23 protein-coding genes are annotated in these 24,009 nt (G+C 67.2%); 6 read left to right on the forward strand and 17 right to left on the reverse strand.

The features are described 5' to 3' along the window. Position 1: 1 nt before the first annotated feature. The 8 genes from pheT to infC all read right to left on the reverse strand — a co-directional run bounded on the left by pheT (position 2) and on the right by infC (position 8,551). Positions 2-2,620, reverse strand: coding sequence for a phenylalanine--tRNA ligase subunit beta (gene pheT, locus LGT36_RS06280; protein ID WP_226097559.1), 2,619 nt, complete (start codon positions 2,618-2,620; stop codon positions 2-4). A 3-nt stretch (positions 2,621-2,623) separates the two neighbouring features. After that, entirely contained in the window at positions 2,624-3,748 is a 1,125-nt protein-coding gene (pheS, locus tag LGT36_RS06285; protein WP_226097560.1) for a phenylalanine--tRNA ligase subunit alpha, read from the reverse strand. A gap of 177 nt (positions 3,749-3,925) precedes the next feature. Beyond that, positions 3,926-4,396, reverse strand: a complete 471-nt coding sequence (locus tag LGT36_RS06290) for a hypothetical protein (protein WP_226097561.1) — start codon at positions 4,394-4,396, stop codon at positions 3,926-3,928. Positions 4,397-4,438: 42 nt separating this feature from the next. Then, a complete protein-coding gene (locus tag LGT36_RS06295; protein ID WP_226097563.1) occupies positions 4,439-5,977 on the reverse strand; it encodes a diguanylate cyclase domain-containing protein in 1,539 nt (512 codons plus the stop codon). 60 nt (positions 5,978-6,037) lie between these two features. Next, positions 6,038-6,877, reverse strand: a complete 840-nt coding sequence (locus tag LGT36_RS06300) for an RNA methyltransferase (RefSeq protein ID WP_226097564.1) — start codon at positions 6,875-6,877, stop codon at positions 6,038-6,040. A 13-nt stretch (positions 6,878-6,890) separates the two neighbouring features. Next, positions 6,891-7,271, reverse strand: coding sequence for a 50S ribosomal protein L20 (rplT, locus tag LGT36_RS06305; RefSeq protein WP_226097565.1), 381 nt, complete (start codon positions 7,269-7,271; stop codon positions 6,891-6,893). A gap of 26 nt (positions 7,272-7,297) precedes the next feature. Next, entirely contained in the window at positions 7,298-7,492 is a 195-nt protein-coding gene (gene rpmI, locus LGT36_RS06310) for a 50S ribosomal protein L35 (protein ID WP_226097566.1), read from the reverse strand. Between the two features lie 90 nt (positions 7,493-7,582). Continuing rightward, the gene (infC, locus tag LGT36_RS06315; RefSeq protein WP_226097567.1) at positions 7,583-8,551 is read right to left on the reverse strand and encodes a translation initiation factor IF-3; all 969 of its coding nucleotides are present in this window, start codon (positions 8,549-8,551) and stop codon (positions 7,583-7,585) included. Positions 8,552-8,655: 104 nt separating this feature from the next. Between infC and LGT36_RS06320 the strand changes: the two genes are divergently transcribed. The 5 genes from LGT36_RS06320 to LGT36_RS06340 all read left to right on the forward strand — a co-directional run bounded on the left by LGT36_RS06320 (position 8,656) and on the right by LGT36_RS06340 (position 11,897). Further along, a complete protein-coding gene (locus LGT36_RS06320; protein ID WP_226097568.1) occupies positions 8,656-9,039 on the forward strand; it encodes a DUF1844 domain-containing protein in 384 nt (127 codons plus the stop codon). Then, positions 9,036-9,665 carry a hypothetical protein gene (locus LGT36_RS06325; RefSeq protein ID WP_226097569.1) on the forward strand — a complete coding sequence of 210 codons (630 nt, stop codon included), beginning with the start codon at positions 9,036-9,038 and terminating at the stop codon, positions 9,663-9,665. Before LGT36_RS06320 ends, LGT36_RS06325 begins: the two co-directional genes overlap by 4 nt. Beyond that, positions 9,662-10,396 (forward strand): serine protease, encoded by a 735-nt coding sequence (locus tag LGT36_RS06330; protein WP_226097570.1) that lies wholly within the window; start codon positions 9,662-9,664, stop codon positions 10,394-10,396. Before LGT36_RS06325 ends, LGT36_RS06330 begins: the two co-directional genes overlap by 4 nt. 92 nt (positions 10,397-10,488) lie before the next feature. After that, entirely contained in the window at positions 10,489-11,178 is a 690-nt protein-coding gene (locus LGT36_RS06335) for a hypothetical protein (RefSeq protein ID WP_226097571.1), read from the forward strand. Then, positions 11,175-11,897: a serine protease gene (locus LGT36_RS06340; protein ID WP_226097572.1), complete on the forward strand. Its 723-nt coding sequence runs from the start codon at positions 11,175-11,177 to the stop codon at positions 11,895-11,897. The genes LGT36_RS06335 and LGT36_RS06340 overlap by 4 nt, the downstream gene beginning before the upstream one ends. Before the next feature lie 162 nt (positions 11,898-12,059). On the opposite strand, the gene LGT36_RS06345 is transcribed toward LGT36_RS06340, so the two are convergent. The 8 genes from LGT36_RS06345 to hisD all read right to left on the reverse strand — a co-directional run bounded on the left by LGT36_RS06345 (position 12,060) and on the right by hisD (position 18,801). Next, a complete protein-coding gene (locus LGT36_RS06345; protein ID WP_226097573.1) occupies positions 12,060-12,809 on the reverse strand; it encodes an SseB family protein in 750 nt (249 codons plus the stop codon). A 29-nt stretch (positions 12,810-12,838) separates the two neighbouring features. Then, the gene (locus LGT36_RS06350) at positions 12,839-13,423 is read right to left on the reverse strand and encodes a hypothetical protein (protein WP_226097574.1); all 585 of its coding nucleotides are present in this window, start codon (positions 13,421-13,423) and stop codon (positions 12,839-12,841) included. Positions 13,424-13,500: 77 nt separating this feature from the next. Further along, positions 13,501-14,238 carry a bifunctional 1-(5-phosphoribosyl)-5-((5-phosphoribosylamino)methylideneamino)imidazole-4-carboxamide isomerase/phosphoribosylanthranilate isomerase PriA gene (gene priA, locus LGT36_RS06355; protein ID WP_226097575.1) on the reverse strand — a complete coding sequence of 246 codons (738 nt, stop codon included), beginning with the start codon at positions 14,236-14,238 and terminating at the stop codon, positions 13,501-13,503. A 265-nt stretch (positions 14,239-14,503) separates the two neighbouring features. Continuing rightward, positions 14,504-15,154, reverse strand: coding sequence for an imidazole glycerol phosphate synthase subunit HisH (gene hisH, locus LGT36_RS06360; RefSeq protein WP_226097576.1), 651 nt, complete (start codon positions 15,152-15,154; stop codon positions 14,504-14,506). A 9-nt stretch (positions 15,155-15,163) separates the two neighbouring features. After that, positions 15,164-15,658, reverse strand: a complete 495-nt coding sequence (locus LGT36_RS06365) for a hypothetical protein (RefSeq protein ID WP_226097577.1) — start codon at positions 15,656-15,658, stop codon at positions 15,164-15,166. Next, positions 15,655-16,284, reverse strand: a complete 630-nt coding sequence (gene hisB / locus LGT36_RS06370) for an imidazoleglycerol-phosphate dehydratase HisB (RefSeq protein ID WP_226097578.1) — start codon at positions 16,282-16,284, stop codon at positions 15,655-15,657. The genes LGT36_RS06365 and hisB overlap by 4 nt, the downstream gene beginning before the upstream one ends. Continuing rightward, positions 16,281-17,375, reverse strand: coding sequence for a histidinol-phosphate transaminase (locus LGT36_RS06375; RefSeq protein WP_226097579.1), 1,095 nt, complete (start codon positions 17,373-17,375; stop codon positions 16,281-16,283). Before LGT36_RS06375 ends, hisB begins: the two co-directional genes overlap by 4 nt. Before the next feature lie 100 nt (positions 17,376-17,475). Continuing rightward, on the reverse strand, positions 17,476-18,801 hold the full coding sequence (gene hisD / locus LGT36_RS06380) for a histidinol dehydrogenase (protein ID WP_226097580.1): 1,326 nt from the start codon (positions 18,799-18,801) through the stop codon (positions 17,476-17,478). A gap of 153 nt (positions 18,802-18,954) precedes the next feature. Between hisD and LGT36_RS06385 the strand changes: the two genes are divergently transcribed. Then, a complete protein-coding gene (locus tag LGT36_RS06385; protein ID WP_226097581.1) occupies positions 18,955-20,433 on the forward strand; it encodes a nitronate monooxygenase in 1,479 nt (492 codons plus the stop codon). Here LGT36_RS06385 and dnaE read toward each other — a convergent pair. Next, positions 20,430-23,972, reverse strand: coding sequence for a DNA polymerase III subunit alpha (gene dnaE / locus LGT36_RS06390; RefSeq protein WP_226097583.1), 3,543 nt, complete (start codon positions 23,970-23,972; stop codon positions 20,430-20,432). The two genes, LGT36_RS06385 and dnaE, sit on opposite strands and share 4 nt — an antisense overlap. Between the last annotated feature and the right edge of the window lie 37 nt (positions 23,973-24,009).

Below are 24,009 nucleotides of genomic sequence, written 5' to 3' on the forward strand. Positions count from 1 at the left end.
GCTATCGCAGCACCGCCCCGAGCTCACTTTCCGCCACCGCGATCACGGATTCTCGTACCGACAGCACTTCCTCGGTCGTCAGAGTGTGATCGGCCGCCCGCATTCGCACGTTCACGGCGACCGACTTCAGGCCCTCGCCCACCTGGGCGCCCGCGTACACGTCGAACACCCGCACGTCCTCCACCAGGTCGCCCCCAGCAGAACGCACCACGGCAACCAGCGCACCAGCCGTCACGGCATCCGGCACCACGAACGCGAAGTCCTCCTTCGCCAGCACCTGGCCTGACACGGCCTCCGCGGCCACAATCTGACCCTCGGTGAACGCGATGATGGGGTCCAGCAGCACCTGGAACGCGACCGACCTGGCCGGCAGGCCCAGCGTCTCGCAAACCTTGGGGTGCAGCTCGCCCGCGTGCGCGCACGGCGTGCCGTCCGGCAAAGCAAACACAGCCGCACGGCCGGGGTGCCACGGCGCATAAGAGTCGGCACTGCGCGTCAGGGACACCCCTGCAGCAGCCGCGACCGTCTCCACCAGCGCCAGAGCGTCGGACCACTCCCACGCCGCCGCAGGTTGGTTCCAACCGGCAGGCACACGCGAACCACACAGCACACCAGCGACCATCCGCAGCTGCTCCGGCAGCGCGGCGTCCAGTTCCTTGAGCTCGACGTCAGTGACAGAGCCATCGACGGCAGGCAACCCCGCCACGCCAGTCCCGGTGTCCAGGTACCCGCGGCCCACCTCGAACACGGCCACATCCTGCGCGCCGCGCCCCAGGTTGACGCGCACGGCGTCAAACAGCGTGAACAGCACGCGCGGGCGCAGCACCGGCTTCTCCCCCGCCAACGGATTCGCCAGCCGCACCAGCTTGCGCCGCTTGTCGTCGGCAGGCACCAGGCACTCGTCCAGCCGCTCGGGCGCCATGAACGGGTACGTCAGCACCTCGGTGAGCCCAGCGTCGGCGAGCGACCTTGCCACCGAGCGGCGCACCTTCTGGCTGTGCGTCAGGCCGCGCCCAGGCGGGGCGACCGGCAGCACCGACGGCATCTCGGCGTAGCCCCGCAGCCGCGCCACCTCCTCGGCAAGGGTCACGGGCGCGTCAAGGTCAGGGCGCCACGTGGGCGGCGTCACGGTGAGTTCAGCGCCGGCTTCAAGCACAGCACAGCCGACGGCGCGCAGGGACTCCACCACCTCGCTGGCTGGGAAGTCCATGCCCACAATGCGCGACGGGAAGTCCACGTCCATGGTGATGGCAGTGCGCTCTGGCACGTCCACCACGTCCGTGTAGACGTCCTCGATCTCGCCCCCGCCGAACTCCTTCATGAGCCCCAGCGCGCGCTCGATTGCCACGGGCGCGAGCGCCGTGTCCACGCCTCGCTCGTAGCGCCGCGACGCCTCCGAGCCCAGCTTGTGACGCCGCGCCGTGCGCGCGATCGTGATGGGGTCCCAGTGCGCCGCCTCCAGCAGCACATCGGTGGTGGTCGCGGAGATCTCCGTCTCCAGCCCACCCATCACGCCGCCCATGCCCACCGGCCGCGCGCCGTGCCCGCCCAGCGAGTCGCACACCAGCAGGTCTTCCGGCGATAGCTCGCGCGTGACGTCGTCAAGAGTCACCAGAGTTTCACCGGCCGACGCCCTACGCACCACGATCGGCGCGTGCAGCGTGGCGAGGTCGTAGGCGTGCAGGGGGTGGCCCAGTTCCAGCATCACGTAGTTGGTGACGTCCACCGCGAGCGAGATGGAGCGCATTCCCGACTGCTCCAGGCGGCGCTTCATCCACGCGGGGCTGGGCGCGCCGGGGTTGAAGCCGCGCAGCACGCGCGCCGCGAAGCGGTCGCAGCCCGCCGTGCCGCGAATGGGCGCCTCGTCCTCAATCGAGACGGGGTAGGCGGACGACGCCGCGAAGGCCGAGTCGGCCGGGTCAAGTCCCGTACCGGTGACCTCAAGGGCGGCAGGATCGCGGAACGCGGCACCCGTCGAGTGCGAGTACTCGCGCGCAATCCCCCTGATGGAGAAGCAATAGCCGCGATCGGGCGTGATAGTGACCTCGATGGTCTTCTCATCCAGCCCCAGCAACGCGATGGCGTCCTGCCCTGGCGCCAGGGCGTCGGCGTCGTACCCCAAGTCCTCGGAGGCACCAGAAGGCGACGCGAGCACGATGATCCCCGCGTGGTCCTCCCCCAGGCCCAGCTCCTTGGCGGAACAGATCATGCCGTCGGACCAGTGGCCGTACGTCTTGCGCCCGCCGATGGGGAACGGGCCTGGCAGCACGCCACCAGGGAGGATGCACACCACGTAGTCGCCCTCGACAAAGTTGTGGGCGCCACAGACGATGCCGCGGGATGCGGGCCAGTCCGTGCCGTGGTCGGGCTTGTGGCCGGGACCCGCAGGATCGTTGTGCTCGCCGACGTCCACGCGGCAGTAGTTGATGGTCTTGCCGTTGGACTGCTCCTCCTTGACGAGCGACAGCACGCGGCCCACCACCAGCGGACCGGTCACGGCGCCGCCGTGAATGCCCTCCTCCTCGAGCCCCACCTTCACCAGGGCGGCGGCAACCGCCTCGGGTGCGGGGTCAACAAGGTCGACGTACTCGGCCAGCCAATTCAGCGGAATCTTGGGCATGACTCAGACCTCCATTCCGAACTGCTGCGAGAAGCGCACATCGCCCTCGACCATGTCGCGCATGTCCTTGACCCCGTGGCGGAACATCAGCGTCCGCTCGATGCCCATGCCAAAGGCGAAGGCGGTGTACTCGTCGGGGTCGATCCCGGCGGCGCGCAGCACGTTCGGGTGCGTCATGCCGCAGCCTCCCCACTCGATCCAGCCGGTGCCCCTGCACGTGCGGCACGAGGTGTCGCCGCCGTTGCAAATGAAGCAGCGCAGGTCCATCTCCGCACTCGGCTCCGTGAACGGGAAGTACGACGGGCGCAGGCGCGTCACGGCGTCGGGCCCAAAGAGGGCGCGCGCCAAGTGGTCGAGCGTGCCCTTGAGGTTGGCCATGGTGAGCCCCTTATCCACGGCCAGGCCCTCGATCTGGTGGAACACGGGCGTGTGCGTGGCGTCCAGCTCGTCCGTGCGGAACGTCTTGCCTGGACAGATCACGTAGATGCCGCGGCCCTCGTTCACCAGGGCGTCCTTGCGCTCCAACGCGGCGCGCACCTGCACCGGCGAGGTGTGGGTGCGCAGCACGATGCCTGACGAGTCGTCTGCCGCTTCGGATCCAGCCTCGCCGCCGTCGCGCGGAGCCACAAAGAACGTGTCCTGCATGGCCCGCGCCGGGTGATCCGGGTCGAAGTTGAGGGCGTCAAAGTTGAACCACTCGGCCTCGACCTCAGGCCCCTCTGCCACCTCCCAGCCCATCGCCACGAAGATGTCGCACATGGTGTCCTGGAGCGTCTCCAGGGGGTGCCTGGCGCCCAGGGGCGCGCGCAGCACGGGAAGCGTGACGTCCACGGCCTCCTCGACCAGCACGCGCGCGTCGCGCTCCGCCTCCAGCACCTCGGTGCGGGCGGCCAGTGCCCGGCCAATCGACGCGCGTGCCCCGCCCAGCAGCTTGCCCGCCGCGACCTTGTCGGGCCCGTCCAGGGCGCCGATGCCCCTGTTGGCGAGCGTCAGCGCGGCCTTGTCGCCCGTGTGGGCCAGGCGCGCCTCCTTGAGCTCGTCCAGGGTGGTTGCGGCGTCGAACGCGCTGATGGCAGCGGCGACGGCCGCCTCAACGCCAGCGGCGTCGAGCGGATGAAGATCAGACATGGGAAAACCCCTCGATGGGTAGGCTCGGCCAGAAGTCTATCGACGGCGCGGGGCGGGGCGGTCACGGCTCACACGGAGCGGACGCACTCGGGGCTGCGGCGCGCGGGATCAGGCCCGGCGGTCCTCGCCGGGCCTACAGAAAGTAGCGGGCCGTGCTCACAGGCACCATGGTAGCCGCTACGTGTTGTTCGACAACAGCGCGATGACGGCCAGCAGGGCGATGAACGCCGCCACCGTGTTCACGATCGGCAGCGCGATGCGCAGCGCGCGCGGCATCTTGGGGTTCTTGGCCACAGGAATTCCCGTGAAGAACAGCACGAGCGACACGGGCACCATGAACCACGCAAACACGAAGAGCACGAACGGCGCGAACAGCACGATGCGCTCCGGCAGGCCCACGTGGCCGCCCAGCTTGTAGACCTCTTCGCCTTGCCACTCGAAGCGCTGGAAACCGGGCAGGTAGCCCCTCAGGGCCAGCCAGCCGTCGCCACCTTTACGCAGCGGAATTCGCCACCCGCCACGCTCGGGCCTGGCCCGCTGCCCGTTGATGAGCACCTTGGCGACGATGCCGAGCGCGCCGTCAACCTCGACCTTCGGCTTGGCGCCAGGGAGGTTGAGCACCACACGGTTGCTGGGAGTGTCCGTCACGGCGTTGAGGCTACCAGTGCCGCCGCGCGCCAGCGCTCACGCTCATATCGGGGACGTCGTGAGCGCGTAGGTATAGCCCTTCGCCACGGCCTTGCCGCGCACCAGCGCCCTGTCGGCCGACGCGATGAGCACGCCGACGTCGTCCCCCACCATGTCGGTAGTCGCGTAGCCGGCCGTGACGCCCAGGTCCGGCCGCCCCGGGAACACGTCCGCGAGCGCTTCCGATACTGCCGTGCGGATGCGCTCCACCATCTGCTCAGCCTCGTCGTCTTGTGCTAGCAACAGCACCAGCAGAAACTCGTCGCCACCCCAGCGTGCGGCCAGGTCCCCCGCACGAATCTCCTGCAGCACTCGCGCGCCGACGGTCTGCAGAGCGCGATCCCCCTCGCCATGCCCCAAATCGTCATTGACGCTCTTGAAGTCATCGAGGTCCAACATGACAAACGCCGCGCCCGACTCGGTCCGGTCAGCGAACCTCAGCATCGATTCCGCCGCGGCGTCCACGTGTCGCCTGTTGTACAGCCCCGTGAGGGCGTCGCGCTCGGCCCCGTTGCGCATCGCGATCATCGGGCTCCACAAGCGCGCCAACAAATAGCCCAGCGCGACCGTGAGGATCATCAGCCCTCCCATGACCCCGTCTAGGGTGTCCCGCAAACGGCCGTAGCCCTCGTTGAGTCCCTCCGCGGACGCGCGCACCTCCACCACCCAGTCGACGCCGTATTCGCTCATGTCGCGATACACGGTGGCGAAGCCGCGTTCGAGGCCCATGGCGTCGGCGCCCTCCGGCGAAACGTCGGCGGCCGCAGAACCCGACCCGCGAGAAGCCACGATCGTTCCGTCGCCAGACGTCACCGCGATGGCTCCGTCGGCGCCGGCAGGAAGCGTGGACAGCGAGACGCGCAAGGGAGCGAGGGCGAGATCCGCCGAGACCACGGCCCCGACCGTGCCTTCAGGGTCGCGCAGCGCTAGCGACGCCCGCACCACGTCGGCGTCGGAGACGGGGTCGAAGACGGGGCCCGTCCACGCCAACTGCGCCGATGTGACGGCGGCCAGGTAGGTCTCCGTGCGCGTCGGGCCGAAGGTGAGGAGAGATGCCCCCGAGGAGATGATCTTGTGGTTCTCGTCGTACACGGACGTGGTCCGCGTCGCCACCGTGCCGTCGCCGTAGGTCACGACGTAGCTCACATACTCGCCGTACCGGCCCTCCGACCGCCTCAACTCGACGAAGTTGCCGTTGGCGTACGTCACCGACAGTGCGTCGGCAGCGACGATGTTGTCGAGTTCGGCGCTCAACATCGCGAGCAGTTCCTCGGTGTCTGGCTGGGAGACGCGCACATAGCGCGCCGTGTCCCCGACCGCATGGCCGACGCTCCTCATGGCGTTGACGACGCGCTCCTGGGAGATGTCCGCCAGATACTCGATCGAGTCGCGTGCCGCATGGCTCGCTCCCCGATCTGCCGCGGCGCTACCCGCAATGAGCAGCACAAACTGGCCGACGACGAGCGCGACAACAAGCCCTGCCACTGTTGCGAGTCGCGTGGCGGGCTGAGATAGCCTGCGCTTCCACGCCGCCCTGCGCATGCCCCCCATTGTGGGGGGTCCTGGGTGAGTTTTCCACGGAATGTGACAAGGTCCACGGGCTTACGCTCCGCGTCGAGACCCCCACGCCGACGCGTACAAACACACCGCTGCGGCCGTGCCGAGGTTGAGGCTTTCAGCCAGCCCAAAGATGGGGATTCTCACCACGTGATCTGCCAGGGACAACTCGTCGGCGCTGAGCCCCCACGCCTCGTTACCGAACACCCACGCTGTCGGTCCGCCAAGGTCGGGCGCGCCGGGCGAACCCAACTCGCTCTCACCAGAGACATCGGCGGCCAAGACGGCCAAGCCTGCCTCACGCGTCAGGCTGATGGCTGCGGCGAGGGACTCGGCCCGCACCACGGGAAGGTGGAAGAGGCTGCCTGCAGTGGCCCTCACCACCTTGGGGTTGGTCGGGTCGACGCTGTCGCCGGCAAGCACGACGGCGTCGGCGCCTGCCGCGTCGGCAACCCGAATGGCGGCACCGGCATTGCCTGGATCGCGCACTTGGGACAAGATCGCGACGAGCCGCGCAGTGGCGGGGAATTCGGCCAGCACGACGCTCGACGAGGCCACGGCGACAATGCCCTGGGCGTCGGGCGACAAGGCGTGCGCGACGTCGGAGGTGACAGGGTGCACGTAGAGGCCAGCGTCGAGGGCGGCGTCGGCGATCGCCGCGAGCGGTCCGCGAGTGGCGAGCGCGTCCTCAAGGACGTACACGTCCCTCACGTGTGCGGCACGGTGCGCCACGAGTTCGCGCACCGCCTGGGGCCCCTCCACGAGCACCTGGCCTGCACGCCGGCGTGCAGAACGCCCCGCCAGGGCTGCCACCTGCTTGACACGATCGGCCCGCGGATTCGCGAGTGTCGCTGAGAGGAGGCGCCCGACGGGGCGTTCTGTCATGCCTGGTATCGCCTTACGCTGCGGGAGCGTTGACGTCGGCCGGCAGCGCCTTCTTGGCGATGTCGACCAGCTGCGCGAACGCAGCCTCGTCGCTCACGGCGAGCTCGGCGAGCATGCGACGGTCAACCTCAACCTCAGCGGCCTTGAGGCCCTGGATCAGACGGTTGTACGTCATGCCGTTCGCGCGGGCCGCAGCGTTGATGCGCTGGATCCACAGCTTGCGGAACTCGCCCTTGCGGGCACGACGGTCCCGGTACGAGTACATGAGCGAGTGGGTGACCTGCTCCTTTGCCTTGCGGTAAAGGCGTGAGCGCTGGCCCCGGTAACCGGATGCGCGCTCGAGGGTAGTGCGGCGCTTCTTCTGGGCGTTAACAGCCCGCTTGACGCGTGCCATGGGGTACTCCTTGGTGTCTTAGGGGGCTACTTGCCCAGCAGCTTCTTGATCTTCTTGGCGTCGGCGCCCGGCAGGATGCCGTCGAGCGAGACGCGACGCTTGCGCGCTGACGTCTTCTCTTCAAACTTGTGCACGTTCATTGCCGAAGCGTGCTTCACCTTGCCGGTGCCGGTCAGCTTGAATCGCTTCTTGGCACCCGAGTGGGTCTTGTTCTTGGGCACGTTTGCCCTCCTTCACTTGAGCGTCTGGCCGCGCTGGTGAGCGCGACACACATTCCCCGGGCACGGTGACCCGGACATCTGATGCGAGGTTTACGCCTCGGCTGGAGCCTCTTTGCTAGCGGGCGCCTTTGGCTTTGCTGGTGCCTTGGCCTTCGCAGGAGCCTTCGGCTTTGCTGGGGCCTTCGCCTTCGCGGGGGCTTCGGCTGCTGCCGGTGCTTCCGCTTCTGCGTCTGCCGCAGCCGGTGCTTCAGCCTCGGTCGCAGCGTCGGTCTGAACCTCTGCCTCGGTCACGGCCTCCGACTCCTTTGCGGGAGCCTCGGCCTTGGCGGGAGCCTTAACCTCCGCGGGAGCGTCGGCTTCCTTCACCGACTCGCGCTCCGCACGCTCGGCGTCGTCAGCCTTCTTCTTGGCCTCGCGTGCCTTGCGCTGCTCTTCCTTGGCTTCCGCCTTCTTCTTCAGCGGACCAAGCACGAGCGACATGTTGCGTCCCTCTTGGCTAGGAAGGTTCTCGACCACAGCGAATTCCGCGACCTCGTCTGCCAGCTTCAGCAGGAGGCGCCTACCCATCTCGGGACGGGACTGCTCGCGACCACGGAACATGATGGTGACCTTGACCTTGTCGCCGCCCTTGAGGAAGCGAACAACGTGGCCCTTCTTGGTCTCGTAGTCATGCTCGTCGATTTTGAGACGGAACCGCATCTCTTTGATCTCGGTGTTGGCTTGGTTACGACGCGCCTCGCGCGCCTTCACCGCCGCTTCATACTTGAACTTGCCGTAGTCCATAAGCTTCACGACGGGCGGACGCGAATTAGGAGCCACCTCGACCAGGTCGAGGTCTGACTCCTGAGCAAGCCGCATGGCATCCTCAATCCTGACGATGCCTACCTGCTCGCCCTGGGGGCCTACCAGTCGGACCTCGGGGACTCGGATGCGTTCGTTGATGCGGGGCTCGTTGATAATCGCTCCTTCGTTGACGTCAATGGGTTTCTGGCAAAGAAAAAGGCCCCTGCCAGAACGCGAGCAGGGGCCACCAAGGACGAGACAAACGCGAGCGCTCATCTAGACCAAACCCTGGCCCACTGCTGTGGCCCTGAGGGTGGGAGGTGACCTCCACTTGCGAGCCGTGGAACACCCACGGCCGGTCGACGTACAAGAATAGCACCATGACCTCCCCCACGCCCAGTCCTGATTCCTCGACCACCCCGCCCAGCGTCGGCGACCCCCTTGCCGCCGCTCGCGATATTGCCGACGTCTCGGCCGTGGAACTGATCACGACGGTGAGCGTCCACCTCATGTCTGCCGCCGCCGTGCGCTGTGGACTTGCAGAAGAAGGCGAAGAGTTTCAGGACCTGTCAGAGGCCCGCATGCTGATCAACGCGCTCGCCGCCTTGGTCACCGGAGCGGCGCCGGACCTAGGAAACACGCACGCGCGCGCCCTCAGAGACGGCCTAAGGAGCGTACAGTTAGCCTTTCGAGAGGCGTCCGCGGTGCCCGACGCACCTGGTGAGGGGCCCGGCGAGAAATATACCGGAGCAGTGACTAGATGAGCAGTACCCCGCCACGCAGCGCGAACAAGCCCGCGCGCACAGCAGCGAACGAGGAGACCACCGTCCTCACGCCTGTCACTGACGGCACCGCGCCCATCGATCGGATCCCCGTCAGGCGCCAGCGCCTGTGGATCGCCGTCACATCGCTCCTGGTCATTCTGCTGGGTGTTGCCGGCTACCTCATCTACCACCTGTCCGACGTGGCCAACCAGTGGGAAACCCAGGTCGAAGACATCAAGGCCCAGAACTACGACCTCGGCCAACGCCTCGCCGACGAACAAACCCAGGTGATCGAGCTCCAAGGCCAGGTGGACACCGTCTCCGAGCAGCTTCGCACCGTGCAGCAACGCATCCTCGAGCTCGCCGACGACGTTGCCCAGCGGGACGACAACGCCGAGTTCTACGCACGCCAGATCACCGACCTGACCGGAGTCCTCACCACAGCGTCGGCCGTTGCCAACTCGCTCAACAAGTGCGTCGAGTACAAGGAACAGCTGATCGGCTACCTCAAAGAGCCCGACAACTACGACCCAGCAGAGGTCGAGGCATTCGAGACGGGCGTGGACAAGGTGTGCACGGCGGCCACCTCGGCGAACGTGGACTTGCAAACGGTCCTCGCGCAATGACCTCGCGTGTTGCGATAGCTGCGGCCTGCGCCGCGGCGGTGGTGCTGGCAGGGTGCGCGGCCATTCCCGACGCCCCCAGCCCGCTGCCGTCCGACTACGTCCCCTCCGTGTCAGTCGAAGACGTCGAAAAGCCAGGAAACCTCGCGCCCGACGGCTTCAGCGCAGCCCAGCGCATGACCGTACGCGTCCGCAACGTCACCTGCAGGGACCTCCAGACCGGCACCGGCTTCGCCTACGACGCTCACACCCTGGTGACCAACCGCCACGTCGTCGAGAACACGCGCAAGTTGGAGGTCACCACCTACGATGGCCGCACCATCTCGGTCACGGCCGCATCAGTGGCGGCCGTCGCGGACCTCGCGGTCATCACCACCGAAGAAGCCATGAGCGCAGGCGCCGTCCTCGCTCAAGAGGACCCGATCGAGGGAGACGCCATCACCGTGGTCGGCTACCCCAACGGCGGCAAGCTCACCACCGTCTCCGGCGTGGTGCTCGGATCCACAGCAGACCCGCTTGGAACGGCGCTCGGCCAGGTGCTCGCCACCACCGCGCCCGTGCAGCCAGGCTCCTCCGGTTCACCCGTTCTGAACGAGCGCGGCGAGGTGGTGGGAGTGATCTACGCCAAGAACGAGGCGGAGCAGTCCTTCATGGTGCCGGTGTCGATGCTCCGCACCCTGCTCGACGAGGAGCAACTCCTGGTACCTCAGCAACAGTCCTGCGACAACTCCTAGCCTCTTGTGATGTTTCCCGCACCCGGGCCCCGAAGCATTCCGCATCGGCCACGCCTGAGGTAATGTCCGACCCGCGAGCCTGAGGGAGAGTCATGTCGGAACAGCCTGGCGCAAGTGCGCCCACACCCCCCTTTGAGCCAGAGGCTCGCCCCGAGCCGCTTGGTGCGCCGCCCGTCGGCCCTGCTGCTTCCGTGGCCCTCCCGCCCGTCGGCCCTGCTGCTTCCGTGGCGTACCCAACCCCGCCCGTCGGCGACGCCTTCCCACTGGCGACCCCACCCGTCGGCGACGCTCCCAACCCGCCCCGCCGCAAGCGTCGTCTCCTGCGATGGCTCGGGTGGAGCACCGCGGGCCTTGGCGTGCTCGCCCTCGTGGGCCTGAGCGCCTACCTGGTGGTGGTCTCGCAGCAATGGAGCGACAGGGTAGACGAACTCACCGCGATCTCGGAGGACCTCGGACAATCCGTCGCCGACGCGCGCGCCGCACAGGCCGACGCGGAGGCCAGGATGGACACCGCACGCGTGGAGCTCGAGAACGCGACCGCACGCATCAGCGACCTCGCGAACGAGGAGGCGCAAGCGAAGGACCGGGAATCCGTGCTGATCGGGTACGTGGACGCCGCACTCAGTTGCGCCGACTCCAGGCAAGAGGTCATCGACGTGCTGACGGACCCTGGTCTGATCTTCCAAGGCAAGTCCAACGCGCAGGTGGAGCGCGAGGTCACCGCCTACTGCAATGAAGTCACCTCAGGCTTCGCCACGTTCAAGGAAGAGATCGGCCAGTGACTCGACCTGGACGGGCGGTCGTGGGGCTCGGCACCGCGTTCGCCCTGACCGCGTGCGGCGTGATTCCCGCACCGCCGCCAGCGCTCGATGCCAACTTCATCCCCGACGTCGTCTCCCCCACGATCGACCCCTCGGCGGCGGCATCGGACGGGTTCTCCACCGAGCAACACCTCGCCGTCCGCATCCGCGTCGAAACGTGCGAGGGCTGGGCGACGGGCTCCGGCTGGATCCTCGCCGACAACCAGGTGGTCACCAACCGGCACGTCATCGAAGGCGGCACGCGCATCGAGGTCACCACGTATGACGGGCGCGACTACCCGGTGATCTCATCGCAGGTGGCGCCCGTGGCGGACCTTGGCCTGCTGACGCTCGACAGCGTCTTCACCGAGACCGCCGAGTACGAGATCAGCGGCGCGACGTTCCTCGACCCTCTCACCATCATCGGGTACCCCTCTGGCTCCCTCCTCACCGTCGAGGAAGGCCACTACCTGGGCACAGGGCTCGACGAGGTGGGCGACACCGGGGAACTCGTGTGGTCGCTGCGCGGACCCGTCCAGCCTGGCAGCTCCGGCTCCGCGGTCTTCAACCCTGACGGCAAAGTGGTGGCCGTTGTCTACGCGGGCGACGAATTCCAGACGGCCATCGCGTGGCCCGTGGTGTGGCTCGACAGGCTGATCAAGGACCCCGCTGGCTGGGAAGCCAACCCGCCCGCCTGCTGACCCCTCACAAGTGGCTCAATCCGTACCGGATTTCGCCGCTTCGTGGCACAAGTGGCTCAATCCGTACCGGATTTCGCGGCTACGGGGCACAAGTGGCTCAATCCGTATCGGATTTCGCCGCTTTGTGGCGTGAATGGCTAGATCCGTACCGCGAGCCCGGATTCAGCCGGACCAGGGCGCCAGCCGCAACTCCATGCTGTCCACCCTGTCCGCCACCACCGGAGAGGCCGCTAACGCCTCGTGGACCCTGCGCACAGCGTCGTCAACGGCGTTTCGCTGAAGGCCGGGCACGAGCATCACCACCACCGCCACCTCGGCCCGCTTGCCTGGTGTCGCGTCGATGCGGCGCACCTCGTCATCCAAGGGCACTGCTTCGATGATGGCCTCGCGAACGTCCTCGACCACGCGGTCGTCCATCACCGCCGGCCGCCACTGCTCACCCTGACCAAGAGCCCACACCGCGGGCCGCGGGATCAGGACGGACTCCATGGACGGGTTCAGCACCATCACGTTCCAGCCCTCGGCGGCGGCCGCCAGCGCGGCGCGAGGTCCCTCTGCTGGGACGGGGCGGGCATCGGCGTTCCATGTGCGCATCGCGTCCACGTCGGTGAAGATCGGTAGCGCCGCCCTGCCATCCGGCATGTGCACCGCAACTACGCCCGCGGACGCCACGTGATCCTGCTCGACGCCGTGCTTGCCCATCACTCGCTGCTCGCCATCGGCCAGCACCGGCACCAATACGCGCGCATACTGCAGCGCGTCCACCACCTCGGCAAGAGTTGCCTTGCCCCGCGAGAAGCGAATCAGGGCTTGAGCCAAGCGAGCGTCGGCCGTGCCGTCGTCGTCCGCGAAGAGCGATGACGGAATCTCTTTGAGCGAATCCGGCAGGGGTTGCTCTTCGTTGTCGCTCACCATGCCAGCCTAGTAAACGCCGCCGACAACTAATTGACCCCAGCAGCCGACTTGAGTTCATCAACGATTCCTGGCGGCGATCCAAGGGCGCCCCGCACCAGCTTCTCCTCGCTGGAGAAGCCTGGCGCCACCGTGAACGGGTCGTCGGTCAGGCGAACCTCGTGACAGCCGTAGCTGTCCACCGTCGCGCCCCACAACTCATCGTCAACTTGGAAGGCGACGAGCCACCGTGGCCCGAAGTCGAGGGTGCACACCACGTCGTCAGGGAGCGTCACCAAGCCGCGCAGGACGCCGTCCACCGCGCCCATCTTGTCCGACGGAATGGCGGCAGGCTCACCCACACGCGTCCACACACGCTGCTGCTCGGCATCGGCTCCCGGCACGCCTTCCGTGTCGGCCGTGTATTGACACAACCATGCCGCCTCGGGCTTGGCAATGTCTGGCAACTGGTCGGCGTACTCGGTGCCAACGTCCGCCCCAGTCGGCGGAACCGGCAGGGTCTGGGGACAGATCCTGGTCGCGTCGCTAGCGTCGTCTTGGTTGCTTGCGCAGGCCGCGCCGCTCAGGGCCACGAGCGCCGCTGCCGTCATCGCGAACTGCTTCGCTCTTGTCACGCTGCACCTCCTGATCGGACGTGTCCTGTCGCCGTGCTCTCCATCCACCTTAAGACGGACGGCGCTGGCGCGCGTCGCTACGGTCGGCCTGCGGCCTTGAGCGCCTGCGGCAGCGTGAAGTTGCCGTTGTACAGCGCCTTGCCAACAATCGCGCCCTCGACCCCCACTGGGGTGAGCGTGCGAATGGCCTCGATGTCCGCGAGTGAACTCACGCCGCCGGACGCGACCACCGGGGCCTTGGTGGCGGCGCACATCTGCGCGAGCAACTCAAGGTTTGGCCCGTTCAGCATGCCGTCCTTGTTGACGTCGGTCACCACGTAGCGGGAGCAGCCAGCGGCGTCGAGCCGTGCGAGCACCTCCCACAGGTCGCCGCCGTCCTTGGTCCAACCACGTGCGGCCAGGGTGGTGCCCCGCACGTCCAGGCCCACGGCGACCCTGTCTCCGTACCGATCAATCGCCGACGCCGTCCATTCGGGGTTTTCTAAGGCGGCGGTGCCGAGGTTGACGCGGGTGCAACCGGTCGCCATGGCGCGCTCCAAGGACTCGTCGTCGCGGATGCCGCCGCTCATCTCGACCTTGACGTCGACGGCCTTGACTACCTCTGCGAGAAGTTCTGCATTGGACCCTCTGCCGAACGCCGCGTCGAGGTCGACCAAGTGAATCCACTCTGCTCCACCCTTAACCCAATCGAGCGCCGCGCTCAGCGGGTCGCCGTAACCAGTCTCGGAGCCAGCGGCGCCCTGAGTGAGCCGCACGGCCTGGCCGTCGGCAACGTCGACGGCTGGCAGGAGTTCGAGGCGGGGCAGGTCGGTCATCGCGGTCGCTTTCTCGAGTGCGTGTGGGCCGCGGACCAGAGTACCCGTAGCGGGGCCTGGCTCCTGGCGGCGCGACCGCGCGCGCGTCTGTTCCCGCCTCCGTGCACGCTGCGCCGCAGAAGAGAACTCACTACCCAACTCACGTGAGAACCCGCGCCGCAACGGTGACCCAGCTCCCCGTGTCGGGCGTGTAGTGAGTTCTTGACAAGCGGTGCACGCACCGGCGCCGGGGAGAACCGCCGCCGTGTGGCACTCGAGGTTCGTGCTAGAGCGTCGCCACCCAGTTGCGCAGCAACTGCAGCCCTGCCTCGCCGGACTTCTCGGGGTGGAACTGGGTAGCACTCAGCGGCCCATTCTCCACGGCGGCCACAAAGCGGTCGGCGTCGTCGCCCTCCCCCGCCTCCGACCACGTCACGAGCGGCGGCGCGAAACGGCCGGTGTCCTCGGACGTCCCCAACGGAAAGTCGCGCACCCCATACGAGTGCACAAAGTAGAAGCGCGCGTCCGCCACGCCGGCGAACAACCGGCTCTCGGCAGGAGGAGACACGTGGGCCCACCCCATGTTGGGAACGATGGTGGTGCGCAATTGCTCCACGGTCCCCGGCCACTGATCGAGGCCTGCGGCGGCGTCTCCGTGCTCCACGCCTTGCTCAAACATGATCTGCATGCCCACGCAGATGCCGAGCACCGGGCGCCCGCCTGCCAGGCGACGCCCCACGATCTGGTCCCCGCGCACCGTGCGCAGCCCTTCCATGCATGCGGCAAAGGCGCCCACGCCCGGCACCAGCAGTCCGTCGGCATTCTCGGCGGCGTCACGGGCAGCCGTCAGCGTCACGTCCGCGCCCACGTGCTCGAGCGCGCGTACAGCGGATCGCACGTTGCCAAAGCCGTAGTCGAGCACAGTCACCGTAGGCATACGGCGATTCTAACGTTCGGCCCGATTCCGTTGCGCTTCCCGCTTGGCCTGCTTGGACAGCTTGCGCAGCGTCCTGAAGGCCGCGAACCTGCTCATGTGGGCGTCAAAAACCTTGTCTTGGTGACTGTCTGAGAGGTCGTCGATACTCTGCGCGCCCGTCATGAGCGTGGTCACCACGCCGGGGGCGTCATTGAGGGCAAGCCCAGGAGGCAACGTGTCTCCCCGCTGACCCGCGAGGTATCGCCACACGGTGATCTGGCCGTCCCTACGCTCCATCGCCAACAGCGGGCGCTCCTTGGCGAAGCTCGACACCGAGTGAGCGGCGGCGTGCATGCTGGCGGGGCGAGCGTCGTCGAGCACCGCAATGGCCCCTGCAGAGGTTTCGAGGATGGTGGCCTTCACGCCATTGAGAGAGCACAGCGCGGCCAGCACCTTCCCGTTCGGAATGGGGGTGAAGACCGCCGCAATTTGCGCCGGAGTGCCGTCGAGCGCTTCCTCTGTCACAGCGCCCCCTTGGTCGAGGGGATCCCCTTCACCCTGGCGTCCGCCGCAACCGCCGCACGCAGCGCGCGGGCAAGCGCCTTGAACTGTGCCTCCACGATGTGGTGAGGGTCCCTGCCAGCGAGCACGCGCATGTGCACGCAGATCCCTGCGTGGTGCGCGATGGATTCGAGGGCGTGCGCTGTGAGCGAGCCTGCGAAGTTGCCGCCGATGAGGTGAGTTGCCTGGCCGGCTGGCTCGCCCGTGTGCACAAAGTAGGGACGGCCAGACACGTCGACGACGCATTGAGCGAGGGCCTCGTCAAGCGGCACCATGGCGTCGCCAAAGCGGGAAATACCAGCCTTGTCGCCCAATGCTTGCTTCAAGGCCTCGCCGATGCAGATCGCCACGTCTTCCACAGTGTGGTGACTGTCGATGTGGACGTCACCGGTGGCTTGAACCCGCAAGTCCATGAGCGAGTGCTTGCCGAGTGCCGTCAGCATGTGGTCGTAGAACGGAACGCCGGTGCTGATCTCGGTGACCCCAGAGCCGTCGAGGTCGAGCTCGACGAGCACGCTCGACTCGCTCGTGGCCCTCTCGATGCGCCCGGTGCGTGCGGGGGTCGTGTCGCTCGATGCGGTGCTGGTCATGTGGTGACCTCCAAGAGTCCATTGCGGAACATTGCCATCTCGCGCGCGGTGCCGATCGAGACCCGCAGCCAGCCCTCGGGGCCCACCACGCGGATCAATACCCCGCGCTGAAGAAGACCCTCAAAGACCGCGTCCCTGTCAGGCACCGGCCCAAAGAGAACAAAGTTGGCGTCGGTGTCGGGAACCGTGTAGCCCTGGGCGCGCAACCAATCCACCGTGTCGTCACGCTCGGCACGAATCTCGTCGACCTGGGCCTGCAACTCGCGGTGGTGAGCAAGGGCCGCGCGCGCTGCCGCCTGGGTGATCGCGCTCAAGTGATAGGGCAGGCGGACGATGCGCAATGCATTGACGACCTCGCGGCTCGCGGCCAAGTAGCCCAGCCTGCCGCCGGCGAGCGCGAAGGCCTTCGACATCGTCCGCGTCACCACGAGGTGAGGGGTCTCCGGCAACAGCGTTGCCGCGCTCGGAACGCCCCTGCGACGGAACTCCGCGTAGGCCTCATCCACCACGAGGATGCTGCCGCCTGGAACGTCGGCACAAGCGTCGGCAAGGCGGCGGACGTCGTCCAAGCTGACGGCCGTCCCCGTGGGGTTGTTGGGGCTCGCCACCAGCACGATCGTGGGCTGGATCGTCGCGATCGCCTCGACGGCGGCATCGATGTCGAGGCCGAAATCGTCGCGGCGCGGCAGGGTCACGTAGTCGGTGACGGTGTCGCGGCTGTACTCGGGGTACATCGAGTACGTGGGCGCGAAGCTGAGCACCTTGCGCCCTGGACCGGCAAACGCCTGGTGCAAGTGCAACATGATCTCATTGGAGCCGTTTGCCGCCCAGATGTTGTGGGGCTCGAGGAAGTCGACGTGGCTCTCGTTCGCCAGGTAGTGCGCAAGGTCGGCGCGTAGCGCCATGAACTCGCGGTCGGGGTAGCGGTTGAGGGTCTCGGCCGCGCTGCGCACGGCTTGCGCGATCGCGTCGACCACGCTGGGCGGTGGCGCATAAGGGTTCTCATTGACGTTGAGCATGGCGGCAACGTCAAGCTGCGGGGCTCCATATGGCGTGAGACCCAGGAGTTCTGGGCGAAGCGGCAACGTCATGCGGAGAGTCTAGTGGCGGGGCGGCGCCTCGCCGATGCGTGGGGCGCGACTGGGGATGCCAACGCCCAGCCTGCCGCCAGAGGTGCCGCCAGGCATGACGTCAGCCGCGACGATCGAGCCTGGCCGCGATGGCCTCGCCGTGGGCCGGGAGGTCCTCCGCGTTGGCGAGCGCAATCACCTTGTCGCCTACCGCCGCCAGGGCGTCCGCGTCGTACTCGATCACGGACACGGCGCGCAGAAAACTCGTGACGTTCAGGCCGCTCGCAAACCGCGAGGTGCCGCCGGTGGGCAGCACGTGGTTCGAGCCGGCCAAGTAGTCCCCCAGCGGCACGGGGCTGTGAGGACCCACGAAGATCGCGCCTGCGTTCCTAATGCGACCGGCCACGGCGGCGGCATCGCGCGTGTGGATCTCAAGGTGCTCGGCGCCGTAAGCGTCGGCCACCGCAATCGACTGGTCCAGATTTCCCGTGAGGATGACGGCGCTCTGGATGCCGTTCAACGCTTCCTTCGCCCGAACGTCGTGCCTGGTACTGCCGACGATGTTGGTGAGGCGTTCGTCGACGGCCTGAGCCAGCGACTCACTATCGGTGATGAGCACCGAACCCGCCATGGGGTCGTGCTCTGCCTGGCTCAAGAGATCGTAAGCGATGAAGGTCGGGTCGGCAGCGTCGTCGGCAATCACGGCGATCTCCGTGGGACCGGCCTCCGAATCGATGCCCACGGTGCCGTTGACTGCGCGCTTGGCGGCCGCCACGTAGACGTTGCCAGGCCCGGTGATGACATCGACCGGGTCGCACAGGGTGCCACCAGCGGTCGCCTCGGCGCCATAGGCGAGCATCGCGATGGCCTGAGCGCCGCCCACGGCGTACACCTCGCTGACGCCCAAGAGCGCGCACGCGGCCAGGATGGTCGGGTGCGGCGCTCCGCCGAAGGCCCGCTGCGGCGGCGTCGTCACGGCGATCTCGGTAACTCCGGCGGCCTGCGCCGCCACCACGTTCATCACGACAGAGCTCGGGTACACCGCCAGCCCGCCGGGAACGTAGAGGCCCACGCGGCTCACGGGAACCCACCGCTGGCTGACTCGGGCCCCCGGAGCGAGGTCCACAGCCACGGGCGGCGGAACCGTCGCCTCGTGGAACGCGCGCACCCTGGTGATCGCCTCGTTCAAGCCGTCAAGCACCGCGGGATCGAGCGTGTCGAGCGCGGCCGCGATCTGGTCGGGCGCGACCCTCAGGTTCTCGGGGCTGCCGCCGTCAAAGCGTTCGCCGTACTCCCGCAAGGCGGCCTCGCCGCGTTCCCGCACGTCGGCGAGGATCGGCAGCACCGTGGCAAGCGCAGCGTCGATGTCGATCTCGGCACGCGGCACCACTGCCAAGAGTTCCCTGGTGGACAGTTCTTGACCGCGAAGGTCGATGCGCCTCAACACGCCCGCCAGCCTACCGGCGTCGTCTCCCCCGGCGCTCCCTGCACCACCCGACCCAGGCTCGCGGCGTCGTCTCCCCCGTAAGAGTGACGGGACGTACGCCCCGCTTACCTACGGTTGCGTAAGTTACGCTCGCTGAAACGACGGGAGAGCCCTATGACGACCGACGACGCGGCATCATTGCGGGCTCCATCGAGCCCAGGAACGCCACTACCGACCATCATCCAAGGCGGCATGGGGGCGGCCGTATCCTCGTGGCGCCTTGCCTCCCAAGTAGCCCAGGCGGGTCAACTGGGCGTCGTGTCAGGCATCGGCCTCGACATGGTGCTTGCTCGACGGCTCCAAGACGGCGACGCTGGCGGGCATATGCGTCGCGCTCTCGCCGCCTTCCCCGTGCAGGCCATGGCCGTGCGGGTCTTGGACGAGTATTTCCTGCCAGAGGGCCGCGCCGGCGCGCAGCCGTACGCCGCGGTGCCCAAGCTCGAGATCGACCAGACCCGCGAGGCACAAGAGCTCGCCGTGCTCGGCAACTTTGTCGAGGTATGGCTGGCCAAGGAAGGCCACGACGGCCTCGTGGGGGTGAACTACCTCGAAAAGGTCCAGATGGCGACGCCTGCGGCCGCCTATGGTGCAATGCTCGCCAGCGTCGACTTCGTCCTCATGGGAGCCGGGCTTCCCCGCGAGATTCCTCGCCTGCTCAACCAGCTCGCCACCCACGGCTCGGTGAAGTTCCCCGTTGACGTGGTCGGGGCTGAGCAAGGCACCTACTCGGTCTCGCTCGACCCTGTCGACCTCCTCGGCACCCAGTTGCCGCCCCTCACCCGACCTCGCTTTCTTGCGATCGTGTCCGCGCACGTGCTGGCTGAGTACCTTGCCCGCGACGAGGGCATTCGCCCGGATGGCTTCGTGGTCGAGGGGCCGCGTGCCGGCGGGCACAACGCGCCCCCGCGCGGCAAAGTCGTGCTCGATGAAGCTGGCGAGCCGCAGTTCGGACCCCGCGACTACGCGGACCTCGACAAGGTCGCCGCGACTGGAATGCCCTTCTGGCTCGCTGGCACTTACGGCACTCCAGAGGGCCTCGTCGCGGCCAAGGCCGCTGGCGCCGTCGGAGTACAGGTGGGCACCCTGTTCGCGCTGAGCAGCGATGCGGGTTTCGCGCCCGAGATCCGGGATGAGCTTGTCGCGCAGGTGGCCGCCGGCACGCTCGCCGTGTCGACCGACCTGCGCGCTTCGCCAACGGGCTTTCCCTTCAAGGTCGCCTCGCTGGAGGGCTCCATGTCGGACGCCGACGTGGTGGCGGCCCGGCCGCGCCTGTGCGATCTCGGCTTCTTGGGTGTCCCCGTCATCCGCGACAACGGCGCACTCGGCTATCGCTGTCCCGCCGAACCCGAGCGTCCCTTCGCCCGCAAGGGGGGAAAGCCGGAGGACACCGCAGGCCGCCTGTGCCTGTGCAACGGCCTGATGGCCAACGTCGGCTTGGGGCAGACGCGGGCGACCGGCTACGTCGAAAGGCCGCTGATTACCCTGGGAGCCGACCTGGACGGGCCGCGCAGGCTTGCCGAGCAGTATCCGGCCGGGTGGACGGCACACGAGGCCCTCGACTGGCTACTCGGGACCGTCGCCCCCGCGGCCTAGACCGCCAAGCAGTTGGGCCCGAGCGCCGCCTTCAAGTCTCCGTAGAGCGCCGACGACTTCGCCACCCTGAACTCGTCTCCCAGGCGCATCGTCAAGGGCTTGTCTCCGCCAGTGAGCACCATCCGCACCTCGACCGTGCCGGGGTGCGAACGCAGGATGCCCTTGACCTCTTCGACCAGCGGCGGGGTCACCCGCGCGGCTGGCACGTTGATGGCCACCGGCGCGTTGTCTACCACGTTGACGTTGGGGATGCGCAGTTCCATGGCCGAGAATTGCAGGCCGCCGTCGCCGCGCTCCCGCGAGCGCGCCTTGATGGTCACCACTGAGTCCTCGGTGAGGTCTCGCGCGTACGTGTCGTAAGTCTTGGCAAAGAACGAGACCTCGACCTCGCCGGTCATGTCCTCCAGCACCACGATCGCGTAGGCGTTGCCTGAGCGCGCGATGCGCCTGTCAACGCGCGTGATGAGGCCAGCGAATACGACCTGCTCGCCGTCGCCCAAACCGTTGGCCGGCGTGGCGTTGAGAATCTGGTGAGTCGCCTCGGCGCGCAACACGTGGTCGAGTCCCGACAGCGGGTGATCCGACACGTACAACCCGAGCATCTCGCGCTCCAGGTTGAGCAGGGTCTTCTTGTCCCACTCGGGGATGTTGGGCACCTCGACGCGCACCCCGCCGCTGAGGTCCACATCCCCGCCAAACAGGTCAAACTGTCCCGTCGCCTCCTGGCGCTTGACGCCGACCACGGAATCCACCGCCTGCTCGTGGATGAGCGACAGCGACTTGCGGGTGTGGCCCAGCGAGTCGAAGGCACCAGCCTTCACGAGCGAGTCGATCGTGCGCTTGTTGCAGACCGACGCCGTCACCTTGTCGAGGAAGTCGGGGAAGGATTCGTAGGCGCCTTTGGCCTCGCGTGCCTTCTGGATTTCCGCGACGACGTTGGCGCCCACGTTGCGCACGGCCGTGAGGCCAAAGCGAATGTCGTTGCCGACGGCGGAGAAGTTCGCCTTGGAGTCGTTGACGTCCGGCGGAAGCACCGTGATGCCCATGCGCCGGCATTCGGCCAGGTAGAGGGCCATCTTGTCTTTGTCGGTGCCCACCGACGTGAGCAGCGCCGCCATGAACTCAGTGGGATAGTGCGCCTTGAGGTAGGCGGTCCAGAACGAGAGAACCCCGTAGGCCGCCGTGTGCGCCTTGTTGAAGGCGTAGTCGGCGAATGGGACCAGCGTGTCCCACAGCTTCTTGATGGCCGCATCGGAGAAGCCATTCGCCTTCATGCCCGCGCTGAAGGGCTCGAACTCCTTGGCGAGCACCTCTGGCTTCTTCTTGCCCATGGCGCGACGCAGCAAGTCTGCGGCACCCAGCGTGTAGCCAGCAACGATCTGGGCAATGCGCTGGACTTGCTCTTGATAGACGATCAGCCCATACGTGACCTCGAGGACTTCTTTGAGGGGTTCCTCGAGTTCTGGGTGGATGTAGTCCACCACCTGGCGGCCGTTCTTACGTTCGGCGTAGTTGGTGTGCGAGTTCGCGCCCATGGGGCCAGGGCGGTACAACGCGAGCACGGCGGAGATGTCCTCAAACGTGTCGGGCTTCATTTGGCGCAGCAGCGACCGCATGGCCACGCCATCGAGCTGGAACACGCCAAGGGTGTCGCCGCGGCCCAGGAGTTTGAAGGCCTCCTCGTCCTCGAGCGGCAAGTCCTCCAAAATGAGGGGTTCCTTGCCGTTATCGACGATGTTGTCCAGGGCGTCGTCAAGAATCGTGAGGTTGCGAAGCCCCAAGAAGTCCATCTTGACAAGGCCGAGGCCCTCGCACGTGGGGTAGTCAAACTGGGTGATGATCACGCCGTCTTGCTCGCGGCGCATGATCGGGATGATGTCGATGAGCGGTTCAGACGACATGATGACGCCGGCCGCGTGCACCCCCCATTGGCGCTTCAGGCCCTCCAAGCCGAGCGCCATGTCGACCACTTCGCGAGCCTCAGGGTCTGCCTCGACGGCCGCCCTGAAGTCCCCGCCCTCGTTGTAGCGCTCGTTCTTCTCGTCGAACACCGCAGCGAGCGGCATGTCGCGGCCCTGTTGCGGGTCGGGGTAGGCCTTGGTGAGCAGCTCGCCTAGCGCGTAGGGCTTGCCGAGCACGCGAGCCGAGTCCTTGAGCGCCTGCTTGGCCTTGATGGTGCCGTACGTGACGATCTGGGCGACCTTGTCCTCGCCGTACTTGTCCGTCACGTACCGAATCACTTCGCCGCGACGACGCTCGTCAAAGTCGATATCGAAGTCGGGCTTTGACTCTCGTTCAGGGTTGAGGAACCGCTCAAAGTAGAGCTGGTGGGTGATGGGGTCCAGGTCGGTGATCTTCATGGCGTAGGCGGCCATTGAGCCTGCACCAGAGCCACGCCCTGGCCCCACGCGGATGCCGTTGTCCTTCGACCACTTCACGAAGTCGGCAACCACCAGGAAGTACCCCGGGTAGCCCTTGTCGGCAATGACCTCGATCTCGAAGTTCGCGCGCTCTTGCACGTTCGCGGGGATCTGCTCGCCGAACCTCTCGTGGAGTCCGCGCTGGACCTCCTTCACAAACCAGGAGTGCTCGTCCTCTCCCGGCGGACACTCGTAGCGCGGCATGTAGTCGGCCTTGGTGTTGAAGGCCACCTCGCACTGCTCCGCGATCGCAAGGGTGTTAGTGAGGGCGTCGGGGTGGCGGTCGCCCCACAGATCCCACATCTCCTCAGCGGTCTTGACGTAGTAGCCGTCGCCGCTGAAGGCAAAGCGCTTGCCGCCCTGGTCGTACGTAGGCTCGTCGAGCGTGGAGCCCGACTGGATACACAGCAGCGCCTCGTGCGTCTTGGCATCGTCCTTTGACGAGTAGTGGAGGTCGTTCGTGGCCACGAGCGGCGCGCCCAGGTCCTTCGACAGGCGCACCAAGTCGTCGTAGACCCGCGTCTCGATCTCCAGGTTGTGGTCCATGAGTTCCACGTAGTAGTTCTCGCGCCCGAAGATGTCCTGGAACTCCCCCGCCGCCTTGAGGGCTTCGTCGTACTGGCCAAGGCGGAGCCTCGTCTGCACCTCGCCTGAGGGGCAACCGGTGGTCGCGATGATGCCCTTGGAGTAGCGCTGCAGGAGGTCGCGGTCCATACGGGCCTTGTAGAAGTGCCCCTCCAACGACGCGTATGAAGCGAGCCTGAACAGGTTGTGCATGCCTGCCGTGTCCTTGGCCCACATCGTGGCGTGGGTGTACGCGCCACCCGAGCTGACGTCGTCCCCCGCCTGGCCCTCTTGGCCCCACTTCACGCGCGTGCGATCGGACCGCGCAGTGCCGGGAGTGAGGTACGCCTCGAGCCCGATGATGGGCTTCACGCCGGCCGCGGTGGCCTTTGACCAGAACTCATAGGCGCCGAACATGTAGCCGTGGTCGGTGGTGGCGATCGCCTTCTGGCCGAGCTCATTTGCACGCTTCATGAGGTCAGTGATGCGGGCGGCGCCGTCGAGCATCGAGTACTCCGTGTGCACATGGAGGTGAACGAACTCGGGCGACGGCATGGTGACGATTCTAGGCTCGGTGGCTGACAGCGAGTGC

Source organism: Demequina sp. TMPB413 (assembly GCF_020447105.2).
Classification (GTDB): Bacteria; Actinomycetota; Actinomycetes; order Actinomycetales; family Demequinaceae; genus Demequina.